The organism is Arthrobacter sp. MDT1-48-3 (assembly GCF_054511015.1).
Genome location: NZ_JBTNDL010000004.1, coordinates 180507 through 192915 on the forward strand (window position 1 = coordinate 180507; position 12409 = coordinate 192915).

At 69.9% G+C, this 12409-nt stretch carries 13 protein-coding genes; 3 read left to right on the forward strand and 10 right to left on the reverse strand.

Annotated features, from left to right (window positions below):
- Positions 1-62: 62 nt before the first annotated feature.
- The 8 genes from secF to pdxT form a co-directional block, all read right to left on the reverse strand.
- Positions 63-1061 (reverse strand): protein translocase subunit SecF, encoded by a 999-nt coding sequence (gene secF, locus ACX80L_RS10760; RefSeq protein WP_133081818.1) that lies wholly within the window; start codon positions 1059-1061, stop codon positions 63-65.
- Positions 1058-2812 (reverse strand): protein translocase subunit SecD, encoded by a 1755-nt coding sequence (gene secD, locus ACX80L_RS10765; protein ID WP_133081817.1) that lies wholly within the window; start codon positions 2810-2812, stop codon positions 1058-1060. Before secD ends, secF begins: the two co-directional genes overlap by 4 nt.
- Before the next feature lie 84 nt (positions 2813-2896).
- Complete coding sequence (gene yajC / locus ACX80L_RS10770; protein ID WP_459267804.1) at positions 2897-3463, reverse strand: preprotein translocase subunit YajC; 567 nt, start codon at positions 3461-3463, stop codon at positions 2897-2899.
- A gap of 102 nt (positions 3464-3565) precedes the next feature.
- Positions 3566-4681 carry a Holliday junction branch migration DNA helicase RuvB gene (gene ruvB / locus ACX80L_RS10775; protein ID WP_133081815.1) on the reverse strand — a complete coding sequence of 372 codons (1116 nt, stop codon included), beginning with the start codon at positions 4679-4681 and terminating at the stop codon, positions 3566-3568.
- Complete coding sequence (gene ruvA, locus ACX80L_RS10780) at positions 4678-5307, reverse strand: Holliday junction branch migration protein RuvA (RefSeq protein ID WP_459289592.1); 630 nt, start codon at positions 5305-5307, stop codon at positions 4678-4680. The genes ruvB and ruvA overlap by 4 nt, the downstream gene beginning before the upstream one ends.
- Positions 5308-5522: 215 nt before the next feature.
- Positions 5523-6092, reverse strand: a complete 570-nt coding sequence (gene ruvC / locus ACX80L_RS10785) for a crossover junction endodeoxyribonuclease RuvC (protein WP_459267801.1) — start codon at positions 6090-6092, stop codon at positions 5523-5525.
- 36 nt (positions 6093-6128) lie between these two features.
- On the reverse strand, positions 6129-6887 hold the full coding sequence (locus ACX80L_RS10790; RefSeq protein WP_459289594.1) for a YebC/PmpR family DNA-binding transcriptional regulator: 759 nt from the start codon (positions 6885-6887) through the stop codon (positions 6129-6131).
- 2 nt (positions 6888-6889) lie between these two features.
- Positions 6890-7726 (reverse strand): pyridoxal 5'-phosphate synthase glutaminase subunit PdxT, encoded by an 837-nt coding sequence (gene pdxT, locus ACX80L_RS10795; RefSeq protein ID WP_459289596.1) that lies wholly within the window; start codon positions 7724-7726, stop codon positions 6890-6892.
- Between the two features lie 111 nt (positions 7727-7837).
- Between pdxT and ACX80L_RS10800 the strand changes: the two genes are divergently transcribed.
- The 3 genes from ACX80L_RS10800 to ACX80L_RS10810 all read left to right on the forward strand — a co-directional run bounded on the left by ACX80L_RS10800 (position 7838) and on the right by ACX80L_RS10810 (position 10380).
- The gene (locus tag ACX80L_RS10800) at positions 7838-9109 is read left to right on the forward strand and encodes a MurT ligase domain-containing protein (protein WP_459289598.1); all 1272 of its coding nucleotides are present in this window, start codon (positions 7838-7840) and stop codon (positions 9107-9109) included.
- Positions 9109-9879, forward strand: a complete 771-nt coding sequence (locus tag ACX80L_RS10805) for a type 1 glutamine amidotransferase (protein ID WP_459289600.1) — start codon at positions 9109-9111, stop codon at positions 9877-9879. Before ACX80L_RS10800 ends, ACX80L_RS10805 begins: the two co-directional genes overlap by 1 nt.
- 144 nt (positions 9880-10023) lie before the next feature.
- Positions 10024-10380: a VOC family protein gene (locus ACX80L_RS10810; RefSeq protein ID WP_133081808.1), complete on the forward strand. Its 357-nt coding sequence runs from the start codon at positions 10024-10026 to the stop codon at positions 10378-10380.
- A gap of 75 nt (positions 10381-10455) precedes the next feature.
- On the opposite strand, the gene ACX80L_RS10815 is transcribed toward ACX80L_RS10810, so the two are convergent.
- Both ACX80L_RS10815 and ACX80L_RS10820 read right to left on the reverse strand, forming a co-directional pair.
- Entirely contained in the window at positions 10456-10866 is a 411-nt protein-coding gene (locus tag ACX80L_RS10815; protein WP_459289602.1) for a VOC family protein, read from the reverse strand.
- Between the two features lie 217 nt (positions 10867-11083).
- Positions 11084-12103: a DUF808 domain-containing protein gene (locus tag ACX80L_RS10820; protein WP_208739255.1), complete on the reverse strand. Its 1020-nt coding sequence runs from the start codon at positions 12101-12103 to the stop codon at positions 11084-11086.
- Positions 12104-12409 lie beyond the last annotated feature (306 nt).

Genomic DNA, 12409 nt, shown 5'->3' on the forward strand with positions numbered 1-12409 from the left:
GGGATGCCCGGACGGGCTCCCTGCGGCCGATGGTCGTGCTGCGGTCGGCAGCGGTGCGTGGATCAGGCCGACGCCGCTTCGAGCGACCGCCGGTTCAGGACCTTCTTCTCCTGCTTCTTCAGCTCGGGCTCGTTGAGCCGCAGCGCCGCGTACAGCGGCGCCGCGATGAAGATGGTGCCGAGAGTGCCGAGGATGATGCCGATGAACAGTGCCAGCGACAGGTCCTGCAGGGTGCCGGCGCCCAGCAGGAAGGCGCCGATGAACAGGATCGACGCGACCGGCAGGATCGCGACCACCGAGGTGTTGATCGAGCGGACGAGCGTCTGGTTCACCGCGAGGTTGACCTGCTCGGCGAAGGTGCGCTTCGTGGAGATCGTGACGTCGGCCGTGTTCTCGCGGATCTTGTCGAACACCACCACCGTGTCGTACAGGGCGTAGCTGAGGATCGTGAGGAAGCCGATGATCGCCGAGGGTGTCACCTCGAAGTCGCTGAGCGAGTACAGTCCCGCGGTCACGACCATGACCACCACGAGGGCGGCCATCGCAGCGAGGGCCATCTTCCATGTGCGGAAGTAGATGGCCATGAGTACCGCGGCCAGGAAGACGAACACGCCGAAGCCGATCAGGGCCTGGCGGCTGACGTCCTCACCCCAGGTCGGGCCGACGAAGCTCGAGGTCACCTGGTCCTCGCCCACCCCGTACCCGCTGATGAGGTTGTCGCGGACGCTGAGGGTCTCGTCGTCCGAGAGGCGCTCGGTCTGGACACGCATGGTGTCGGCCGCGATGTTGGTGACCCGCGGGACGGCGTCGGGCACGACGTCCGTCACGGCGGCCTCCCCGATCGCGGTGTCGGTGTTCTCGGTGGCGGACACCGTGAACTCGGATCCGCCGCGGAAGTCGATGCCGAGGTTGAAGCCGCCCTTGACCACCGGGATGATGATCGAGATCAGCACGGCGAGACCGGCGATGAGGAACCAGAGGTTCCGCTTGGCGACGAAGGGATAGGAGCGCTTCCCCGAGTACAGCTCGTTGCCGAACGTGGCAAAGCTTGTGCGGCTCATTCGTTGTTCTCTTTCTGGGACGAACCGGTGCGCCCGGCAAGGGCCTTCTGCTGCTCCGCGCGGCGGCGCTCGGCGATGGTCATGCGGCGGTCGGCTTCGGCCGCGGCGCCCTTGTTCCTGGTCCGGGCCACCGCGACGGACTGCTCCCCCTTCTCGGTCCTCTCGCCCGGCTCGCGCAGCCTGCCTGCTCCGCGGTAGAGCGGGATGCCTCCGAGCCTGCTCGGGTCCAGCCCCGACCAGGGGTGTCCCTCGCCGAAGAACTTGGTCCTGGCCAGCAGGCGGAGCACCGGATGGGTGAAGAGGAAGACGACCACGAGGTCGGCGATGGCCGTCAGGCCGAGCGTGAAGGCGAAGCCACGGACGTTGCCGACGGCCACGAAGTACAGCACGAGTGCGGCCAGCAGGTTCACGGCCTTCGACGCGAGCACGGTGCGCTTGGCACGGCGCCAGCCGTTCTCGACGGCGGAGATGAGCCCGCGCCCGTCACGGAGCTCGTCCCGGATGCGCTCGAAGTAGACGATGAACGAGTCGGCGGTCTGGCCGATGGCGACGATCAGCCCGGCGACACCGGCCAGGGACAGCCGGTAGTTCTCCGTCCAGCCGAGGATGCAGATGGCCAGGTAGGTGAGGACGCCGGCGACCACCAGCGATGCGATGGTGACGAGGCCCAGCAACCGGTACTGGAACATCGAGTACACGGCGACGAGGAGGAGTCCGATCAGGCCGGCGACGAGACCGAGCCGGAGCTGGTCGGCACCGAGGGTCGCGGAGATCTGCTGCTCGCTCTGGATCTCGAAGCTGATCGGCAGTGCGCCGTACTTCAGCTGCTCGGACAGTGCGGCGGCGGATTCCTCCGTGAAGTTGCCACTGATCTGGGGGTTGCCGTCGGGGATCACGGCGTTGGTGGTCGGCGCCGAGACGATCCGGCCGTCGAGCACGATGGCGAACTGGTTGCGGGGGTCTCCCGAGCCGATGGCGTAGAGGCGCTCGGTGACCTCCCGGAAGGTCTGCGTGCCCTCGTCGTTGAAGTCGATGTTCACGGCCCAGGTGTTCAGTGCCTGGCCCTGCGCTCCGCGCTGCAGCCCGTAGCTCGCGGTCGAGATGTCCGTCCCGGGGACCTCGACGGGTCCCAGGATGTACTTGCCCTGCGTGTCGGGCTCGCAGGCGACCATCGGCTGGTCGGCCGGCGCGGGCTCCTCGGCGGGCTCGAGCGCGGCGGGATCGAGGCAGTCCAGTGCCTCGAACTGCTTGTAGAGCTCCGGGGTGATCCAGTTCGGATCGCTCGCGTCCTGCGGCTCGGCCGCCGGCTGCGGCAGCTGGTCGTCGGGTGTCGGGGTCTCCGCGGGCGGCGCCTGGCCCGGTCCTCCGGCGAGGACCGGTCGGAACTCCATCTGGGCCGAGGCCTGGATGAGGTCGCGCGTCTCGGGATCCGGGGTGCCGGGCAGCGACACGATGACGTTCTGCCCGGACTGCGTGTTGATCTCGGCCTCGGCGACGCCGGAGCCGTCCACGCGCTGGCGGATGATCTCGACGGCCTGGTCGAGCTGTTCGGGGGTGATCTCCGTGCCGCCCTGGACCCGTGGGGCGAGGATCATCTGTGTTCCGCCCTCGAGGTCGAGGGCCAGCCGGGGACTCCAGCTCGCGGTGCTCCAGTAGGAACCCGCTCCCAGCAGGATCGCGAGCAGTGCTGTCAATGCGCCCAGCCAGACTAGTGTCCGCTTGGCTGCCGTCCCGGGACCGGTACGAGGCATGGTGGGTGTCCTTATTCAGTGGCGCGGCTCTCGCGCCGGGTTGATCCAGAGAGGGCGCGGCTGAGTACCGCGCCCCAGAAGATGCTAGTTGTCGGGGTTCACTTTGGGGTCGCGCGCATCCCGCGCGTCGCGGTTCTCCCGGGTGGACTGCTCGCGGTCCAGCCGCTCCAGCGTCTCCTCCGGGGTCTCGACGCCCGATACCGCGCCGGGAGTTCCCGCGGCGGTCGAACCGGCCGTCGGCGTCCGATCGAGCGACGACGCGTCGTCGGGCACCGCGGCGCCGTCGTAGGCGTCGAGATCGCCGCGGTCCGCCGTGGCGTCCGCGTCATGGGCGACGGTCGGTTCCTGCGTGACGACCTTGGAGAGGGCCTGGGTGTGCACCGTGGCGGTGTTCCCGGGCGACAGTTCGAGGACGGCCTTGTTGTTCTCCTGGTCGATCGAGACGATCGTCCCGTAGAGGCCGAACTGGGTCATGACCTCGGTGCCGGGCTCCATCTGCGTCCGCATCTCCTTCACCTGCTGCTGCGTCTTCCGCTGCCTGCGGAACATGGTGAAGATCAGGAATGCCAGCGCCAGCGGCAGCAGGAGGGAGAAGATGTCGAAGGGAGGGGCATCTCCGGAGGTGGTCTGGGCGACTACATGTGCGAGCACTGGGAATTTCCGTTCCTGGGACTGGAGGTGTGGGCGGCAGGACTGTGCCCCGGCACACATTCGAAGACACCAGTGTAAAGGGGAAAGCTGGGCGTCTCCTCGTCAGGAGTCCGGCCGGCTCCAGCTGTCAAGGCCCGATTCCGCTCCGAGGAGGGTGTCCGGCGCCACGGAGAACAGGTCCTCCGGCATGGCCGCGGCCACGTTCGCGGGCATCTCCAGGCCCAGATGCTTCCACGCTGCCGCCGTCGCGATCCTGCCGCGCGGAGTGCGCCCCAGCATGCCCTCACGGACCAGGTACGGCTCGGCGACGGTCTCCACCGTCTCCGGTTCCTCCCCCACCGCGATGGCGAGGGTCGACAGCCCCACGGGACCGCCGTTGAACTTGGTGATCAGCGCTGTCAGGACGGACCGGTCCAGCCGGTCCAGGCCCCTGGCGTCCACCTCGTACATGTCGAGGGCTGCGCTGGCTGACCGCGCGTCGATGAGGTCGATACCGTGCACGAGCGCCCAGTCCCGCACGCGTCGGAGCAACCGGTTCGCGATACGGGGCGTTCCCCGTGAACGCCCGGCGATCTCGGCGAAGGCGGCGGAGTTCACCTTCATGTCCATGAGCATCGCGGAGCGGCGGAGCACCAGCTCGAGCTCCTCGGTCGAGTAGAACTCGAGGTGACCGGTGAATCCGAACCGGTCGCGGAGGGGTCCGGGCAGCAGCCCGGCGCGGGTGGTCGCGCCGACGAGTGTGAACGGCGGCAGCTCCAGCGGGATCGCGGTGGCCCCGGGGCCCTTGCCCACGATGATGTCCACGCGGAAGTCCTCCATGGCCATGTAGAGCATCTCCTCGGCGGGCCGCGACATGCGGTGGATCTCGTCGAGGAACAGGACCTCCCCCTCCGTCAGGGAGGAGAGGATCGCGGCGAGGTCACCGGCGTGCTGGATCGCGGGCCCGGAGGTGATGCGCAGCGGTGCGTTCATCTCCGCGGCGATGATCATGGCGAGCGTCGTCTTCCCGAGTCCGGGAGGGCCGGAGAGCAGGACGTGGTCAGCGCTGCGCCCGCGCAGGCGCGAGGCCTCCAGGACGAGCGAGAGCTGCCGCCGTACCCGCTTCTGACCGACGAAGTCGTCGAGGTTCTTCGGCCGCAGGGCCGCCTCCACCGCCCTGTCCTCGGGGTCGGCCGCCGGCGCGACGAGCGGGGCGTCCTCGGGGTGACTGTCCGTCATGACCCGACCTTCGTCCGGGCCGAGCTACGCGCGCCGTCCTGGCCGAGGCGACGCAGGGTGAGCTTCAGGATCTGGCCCACGTCGCCCGTCTCGGCGATCTCCGGTGCCTCCGCGACGGCCGCGTCGATGGCGGCCCCGGCGTCCTTCTCGGACCAGCCGAGCCCCATCATGGCCGTGAGTACCTGGCCCTGCCACGTCTGCTGGGAGACGCCCGGCTTCGACTCCAGGGGCACGAGCTTCCCGGCGAGTTCGAGCACGATGCGCCGCGCACCCTTGGGGCCGATGCCGGGCACCTTGCTGAACGCCTTGTCGTCACCCGAGGAAGCAGCCACCCGGATCGCGTCCGGTGCGTGGACGGCGAGGACGGCGAGGGCGAGGCGGGGGCCCACGCCGCTGACCGCCAGGAGCGTCTCGAAGACCTCGCGCTGATCGGCGTCCTCGAAACCGAAGAGCGTCATGGAATCCTCGCGCACGATCATCGCGGTGGCGACCGTCGCCTCGGCCCCGACGCGCAGCCCGGCAAGGGTCTGCGGCGTGGCCTGGACCTGCATGCCGAAGCCGTTGACGTCGAGAACGGCGGAGTGCAGGCCCACGTGGGTCACTGTCCCGCGCAGGGAACTGATCATGAGGGTCTCCAGGGGCACGAGTGGGAAGGGGCGGGCCGGGCTGTCACCCGGCGTCGAACATACGTTCTAATCGTCAACCGTACCGGCCTCTCCGCGCAGGGGCGACCCCGCCACACCGGGAAGGGCGTATCCGCTCCGGCACGGAGCGGCTGCAGGGCCGGTCGACGGCGATCGAGGCGCCGTGCCGGGGTTCGGGCAGCGTAGGCCCGGACCGGCTAGCGACGTCGGGCGCGGGCTTCCGCCTCGGCCCAGATCCGCTGGGCGGGCGTGACGGACCCGCCGGACGCCGCAGCACCCTGCAGGCCCACTCCCCTCCGCCAGGCGTGCGTGATCGCGAGCGCGAGCGCGTCGGCGGCGTCGGCCGGCTTCGGCGCGGTCTCCAGGCGCAGGATCTTAGTCACCATCTTCGTGACGGCGACCTTGTCCGCCTGCCCGTTCCCCGTGACGGCGGCCTTGACCTCGGTGGGCGTGTGAAGGGCCACCGGGATGCCCCGGCGCGCGGCGGCCACGATGACGACCCCGGACGCCTGCGCGGTACCCATGACGGTACTGATGTTGGTTCCGCTGAACACGCGCTCGACGGCGAGGGCCTGCGGTTCGTGCAGGTCCAGCCACGAGTCGACGGCCTCCGAGATGACCAGGAGCCGCTCGTCGAGGCTCCTGCCCGCCTCCGTACCGACCACGCCGACGGCGACGAGCGTCGAGCGCCGGTTCGGCTCGATGTCGACGACGGCGAGGCCGCAGCGCGTCAGCCCCGGGTCCACGCCCATGACGCGGTACGTCACGGTGTCACCGGTCCTGCGATGCCGAGCGGTGCGATGTCAGTCGTCGTTCTCGAGCTCACCCAGGACGTCGTCCGAGAGGTGGGCGTTCGAGTAGACGTTCTGGACGTCGTCGAGCTCCTCCAGGGCGTCCACGAGCTTGAGGAACTTCCGGCCGCCGTCGGCGTCGAGGTCCACCTGCATCGACGGCACGAACTCGACCTCGTCGGTCTCGTACTCGATGCCGCTCTCATCGAGCGCCGCAACCACGGCCCGGAGGTCCTGCGGCTCGGAGACGATCTCGAAGGTGTCGGTGGACTCCTTGACCTCGTCCGCTCCCGCGTCGAGGACCGACAGCAGCAGCTCGTCCTCGGTGAGTCCGTTCTTCGGCAGCGTGACGACGCCCTTGCGCGCGAACAGGTACGCCACGGAACCGGGATCCGCGATGGTCCCGCCGTTGCGGCTGATCCCGAGGCGCACCTCGGAGGCCGCGCGGTTCTTGTTGTCCGTGAGGCACTCGATGAGCAGGGCCGAGCCCTGGGGCCCACGGGCCTCGTACATGATGGTCTGGTAGTCGACGGCCTCGCCGAGCAGGCCGGCGCCGCGCTTCACGGCACGGTTGATGTTGTCGATCGGCACGGAGGTCTTCTTCGCCTTCGACACGGCCAGCTCGAGGCCGGGGTTACCCGCGACGTCGGCCCCGCCGGCCCGCGCGGCGACCTCGATGTTCTTGATCAGCTTGGCGAAGGACTTCGCGCGCTTGGCGTCGATCGCCGCCTTCTTGTGCTTGGTGGTTGCCCACTTGGAGTGCCCCGACATGCTTACGCTTCCCCTCTGATCATCCGAATAAACAGTTCGTGGACCCGCCGCTCCCCCGTGACCTCCGGATGGAAGCTCGTGGCCAGCAGGTTCCCTGAACGCACTGCGACAATTCTAGCGACCGGCTCCAACTCGGACGCCCCGCCGGCACCGTCGTCCCCCGCCGCCCCGCCCGGGCTGGTGGACGTGCCGGCGGCCGGGCCCGGCTGTGGAGCCTGCCCGGCGGGCACCTGCGCGAGCACCTCGACGCCGTCGCCCACCTTCTCCACCCACGGCGCGCGGATGAAGACGGCCCGCACGGGGTCCCCTCCCGCAGCACTGCCGGTCGTTGCGAGGCCCGCAAAGGCGAGGTCGGTTTCGAAGGACTCCCGCTGGCGGCCGAAGGCGTTGCGCCGCACCACCATGTCGAGCCCGCCGAGCGTCTGCTGCGGATTGCCGAGCCGGTCCACCGATGGATCGGCGATGACGTCGGACAGCAGGATCATGCCGGCGCACGAGCCGTAGACGGGCAGGCCGCCGGCGATGAGGTCCCGCAGCGGGTCCGCCAGGCCGAAAGTGCGGGTGAGCTTGTCCATCGTCGTGGACTCGCCGCCGGGGATGATCAGGCCGTCGATCGCTGCGAGTTCCGAGGGCCGCCGGACGGGCACGGCGCGCCCGCCCAGCGAGGTGATGGTCGCGATGTGCTCGCGCACGTCACCCTGGACCGCGAGCACTCCGACGACGACGTCCGCGCGGACCGTCGTCGTACCGGCGGCAGCGCGGACCGTGGCGTGGTCGGAGGCGGCGGACGGAGCGGCGCCCGACGTGGGCAGGGGGGCCGAGAAGGACGGGGAGGTCATCCCTCAATTCTAGGTCGCCGGCACCGTCCTGCCGCCGCCGGAGGGCCGGCGTGAGCAGCGCCTCCCCGCCGCGTCCCGGGAAGACGGGCCGGCCTGCGATAATTTATAGCCATGAATCCCCTTCCAGTCCTCGTGGGCAAGGCCGTGCGCGTCGCTTCGCGCCTGCGCGGCGGCGGCTCCGCGTTCCCCGGCCTCGTGGTCGAGCGCCTCGACCCCGGCTTCATGGGCCGGGCGCTCTCCGGCCTCCCCCACGGCGTCGTCGTCGTGAGCGGGACGAACGGCAAGACCACCACCACCAAGATGGTCGTCGAGCTGCTCGAGGGCCAGGGCCTGAGCGTCTTCACCAACCGGACGGGCAGCAACTTCACCCGCGGCGTCGCCGCCGCGCTGCTCGGCGAGGTCGACTGGCGTGGACGCCTGAAGGCCGACGTCGCCGTGCTCGAGCTCGACGAGGCGCACGCCGTGCACTTCGTGAAGCTCGTCCCACCCCGGCACTCGCTGCTCCTGAACGTCCTCCGCGACCAGCTCGACCGCTTCGGCGAGATCGATGCCACGACACGCCTGCTCGAGCGCATCGCCCTCGCCACCACGGGGACCGTCGTCCTCAACCGTGAGGACCCCCGCGTCGCGGGCCTCGCCTCGTCCGTACCGGCGACCGAGGTCGTCTACTTCGGCCTCGACGCGTCGCTGAGGAGCACCTTTCCCAACGACGACGAACTGCGCGGTGCCGAGGGCACCGCGCCGGCGTCGGCCCTGCCCGCGGACGTGGTGCTGCGCTCGGTGGACGGGAACTCGGCGGAATTCGAGGTCGCCGGTTCGACCACCCGGACCGACCTCCGCCTCCGCGGCGTCTACAACATCTTCAACGCTGCGGCGGCCCTCGCGGCGGCCCGGGCGGTCCTGGGCGGGACGGCCGACACCGCGAGACTGTTCTCGTCGCTGGCCGCCGTCGAACCCGCCTTCGGTCGCGGGGAGAGCCTCGTGGTCGACGGGCAGGCGCTCGAACTGGTGCTCGTCAAGAACCCGAGCGGTTTCCGGCTGGGGCTGAAGTCCTTCGACCCCGCCGGCTGCGCGACCATGATCGCCATCAACGACAACTACGCCGACGGCCGCGACATGTCCTGGCTGTGGGACGTCGACTTCGACTCCCTGGGCCTCGGCGGCGTGGACGTCGTCAGCGGCGTCCGCGCCTACGACATGGCGCTCCGGCTCAAGTACGACGACGTCCGAGTCGGCGCCGTCGAGCCCGACATCACCGACGCGCTCAGGGAGTTCGTCCGGATGTCGGCAGGGCGCCCGAAGCGTATCTTCTGCACCTACACCGCCATGCTCGCGGTCCGCCGCGAACTGTCCAAGATCACGAAGGTCGAGGTGGTCTCCTGATGAGTGACGCCCCATCCGCGAGCTCGCTGACGGAGGCCCCTGCCGATCCGTCGAAGGGCTCCCTGCGCATCCTGCAGCTGTACCCGCGGGAGATGAACATCTACGGCGACTACGGGAACGTCCTCGTCCTCAAGCAGCGCCTCGCGTGGCGAGGCTACGGGGCCGAGATCCTCGAGCACAACGCCGGGGACGCCTTCCCGGAGGACGTCGACATCATCGTCGGCGGCGGCGGCCAGGACAGCGGGCAGGTCGTGATCCAGGACGATCTGCAGGCCATCGCCCCCCGCCTGCGGGAGCTGGCCGAGAACGGCACCCCGATGCTCCTCATCTGCGGCCTCTACCAGCTCTTCGGCAACGTCTTCCGCACGCATGACGGCACCGTCATCCCCGGCATCGGCGTCCTCGACCTGGAGACACGCGGCGGGACCGAACGGTTGATCGGCAACGTCGTCGCGCGGAGCGACGAGTTCGGGGAGATCCACGGCTACGAGAACCACAGCGGGCAGACCTTCCTCGGGAGCGGACTGAGGCCCCTGGCGACAGTGGTCAAGGGGGCAGGCAACAATGCGGAGGAGAACCACGAGGGCGCCCGCCATCGGAACATCGTGGCGAGCTACCTCCACGGTTCCCTGCTGCCGAAGAATCCCGCGATCGCCGACTTCCTGCTGCGCACCGCCGCGGAACGCCGGTTCGGCTCGTTCCAGGACGACGGCGTCGACGACTCCCTGGCCGAGCTCGCCCGGCAGCACGCCGGCGCGAGACCGCGGTAGCCGGGACAGCATCCCGGCGGGCCCGTCAAGGCCCCGGGCCGATCGGGAAGCCCGGCGGGTGGTGCCGGTAACGTTCGGTGCGACGGGCCCGGTCAGGGCCCGCGAGCCGTCGGACCGCCGCACGCGGTCCGCGAAAGGAGCGCCATGGCACAGGGAATTGCAGCCGTCTGGGTACCCGTCGAGGACATGGACAGGGCCGTCGCCTTCTACCGCGACACCCTCGGTCTCAGCGTGACGATGCAGGACACCGACTGGACGGAGATCGACGCCGGTGGGCTGACCGTCGGTCTCAACGCCCGGGAGAACACCCACGGCGGATCGGGCGGTGGCGCCGTCATCAGCTTCTCGCCCGAGGGTTCCATCGAGGACGAGGTGCAGCGCATCGCCGCGCGCGGTGGCGCGTCGATCGAAGGGGAGATCAGCGAGTACCCCTGGGGCCGGATCCTGCCGTTCAAGGACAGCGAGGGCAACGACCTCCAGCTGTACAGCCCGCCGGCCTGACCGGCGGCCTGACCGGCGAGGTCCCGGAGGTGCGGGGAAGGGTCCGGTGCGTCGCCCGGGCGGAGGGCCGAGGACCTACGAGAGGAGCCAGTCCCCTCGGTTCCGGATCTCCTGCACGGCCCAGCCGTTGCCGTCCGGGTCCGAGAAGTAGATGAAGGCGGACGCGTCACCCTCACCCATCCGGGTGACGGGATCGACGGCGACGCCGCGCTCCACCAGTTCCGCGCGGGCCAGTTCGACGTCACGCACCACGAGCTGCAGGCCGGAGACGGGTCGGCCGGCGTCGGACCCCATGCCCTCGGTCAGGACCACCGAACACGAGGATCCCCGGGGCGTGAGCTGGACGATCCTGACGCCCGGCGCAGGCTTCACGTCGTGATCCAGGACGAAGCCGACCCGGTCGCGGTAGAACGCGAGCGAGCGGTCGAGGTCGGCGCTCGGGAGCACGACGACTTCCAGTTTCCATTCCAGTGCTGTTTCCGGCATAGGCGAACACTACAGGCACTCCTGCCCGGCGTCCCGGCGTCCCGGAGCGGTTCCCGGGACGCCCTGCCGTCCCGGCCGTCCTCGCCGTCCCGGTCCCCATCGCTCTCGGCTGGTGCCGGTCACCTGCCGTCCCAGGACCGGTCGGGGCACGAACGACACCACAGCCCGACGGCGCGTCCAGCCGCCTGCCGGCCGACCCGCAGGAACGCGCCGGATATCAGGTGTGCGGTCGTTCGCGTCCGGCCGACTTGTGGCCGGCGATGGCGGCGCGGAGGTCTCCCTCTTCGTGGCCGCCCTTCTTCCTGCTCGAGGGCAGCAGTCCCAGCAGGGGGTGCACGACGACGAGGACCAGGGCACCCCAGGCCAGTCCGAGGACGGCCGAGCAGAGGGTGTTCACGAGCCATGCAAGGAGACCGCCGACCACGGGGACGCCGACGAACGGGTGCTCGAGCACGTGGACCAGGTCGTACGGCGCATGCCAGCCGAGGTCGTAGGCGCCCTGCAGCATGATGTGCCCGCCCACCCACAGCATCGCGACGGTCCCGACGAGGGTGATCGCCGCCAGGACTCCGGGCATGCCCTTCACGAGCATCCGGCCGAGGCGCTGCGAGCCCTCCGAGTCCTTGGTGGTCAGATGCAGGCCGATGTCGTCCATCTTGACGATCAGCGCCACCGCGCCGTACACGAGCACCGTGATGGCGAGCGCGACGACGATCAGGATGAGCGCCCGGGCCACCAGGGACTCGTCGGACACCTCGTTCATCGAGATGACCATGATCTCGCAGGAGAGGATGAAGTCGGTGGTGATGGCGCCCTTGGTGACCCTGGCCTCCGCCTCCGGCCCCCGCTCCACCGCCGGCGCCTGCTTGGACTCGTGGTGGCCGCGGATCTTGTGCCAGACCTTCTCCGCGCCCTCGTAGCAGAGGTAGGTGCCGCCGAGCATGAGGATGAACGGGATGATGCCCGGGATGAACGCACTGACGAGCAGCAGGGCGGGCAGGATGATCAGCAGCTTGTTCCGCAGCGAGCCCCAGAAGATCCGCTTGATCATCGGCAGCTCGCGGGAGGGATCGGCACCGGAGACGTACTGCGGGGTGACGGCGGCGTCGTCGATCACCACGCCGGCGGCCTTCGCCCCCGCTTTGGCGGCGCCGGCGGCGACGTCGTCCACCGAGGCGGCCGCGATGCGGGCGAGGGCTGCGACGTCGTCCAGCAGGGCGACGAGACCGCCGCTCACAGTGCGCGTCCGCTCTGCTCGAGGGCGGGCTGCTGGGCAGGGCTGCTGCGGTCGAGGCACGGATTCGGCATGTTCGGAGTATATGGGAGCGCCGGCCGGTGGGCCGCGTGGCGCGGTCGCAGGACCGGCGGCAGTGTCCGGGCGGCAGCGTCCGGGCGGCGAAGATGAAGAAGTCCTCATGCAGTCTTCACGACGACCTCACCTGCGTGCGCCAGAGTAGGTACGGCGACGGGGACTCCGACGCCGGCGGCCCGGTACCGTCCCGATCCGCCCCCGTTCTGACCCATCCGCACGACCACAAGGAGA

Coding starts and splice junctions, on each gene's coding strand:
- ACX80L_RS10800 (WP_459289598.1), top strand. CDS start 7,838: ATGAATCCCCTTCCAGTCCTCGTGGGCAAGGCCGTGCGCGTCGCTTCG.
- secD (WP_133081817.1), bottom strand. CDS start 2,812: ATGCCTCGTACCGGTCCCGGGACGGCAGCCAAGCGGACACTAGTCTGG.
- ACX80L_RS10790 (WP_459289594.1), bottom strand. CDS start 6,887: ATGTCGGGGCACTCCAAGTGGGCAACCACCAAGCACAAGAAGGCGGCG.
- ACX80L_RS10810 (WP_133081808.1), top strand. CDS start 10,024: ATGGCACAGGGAATTGCAGCCGTCTGGGTACCCGTCGAGGACATGGAC.
- ACX80L_RS10805 (WP_459289600.1), top strand. CDS start 9,109: ATGAGTGACGCCCCATCCGCGAGCTCGCTGACGGAGGCCCCTGCCGAT.
- ruvA (WP_459289592.1), bottom strand. CDS start 5,307: ATGATCAGTTCCCTGCGCGGGACAGTGACCCACGTGGGCCTGCACTCC.
- ruvB (WP_133081815.1), bottom strand. CDS start 4,681: ATGACGGACAGTCACCCCGAGGACGCCCCGCTCGTCGCGCCGGCGGCC.
- secF (WP_133081818.1), bottom strand. CDS start 1,061: ATGAGCCGCACAAGCTTTGCCACGTTCGGCAACGAGCTGTACTCGGGG.
- ACX80L_RS10815 (WP_459289602.1), bottom strand. CDS start 10,866: ATGCCGGAAACAGCACTGGAATGGAAACTGGAAGTCGTCGTGCTCCCG.
- pdxT (WP_459289596.1), bottom strand. CDS start 7,726: ATGACCTCCCCGTCCTTCTCGGCCCCCCTGCCCACGTCGGGCGCCGCT.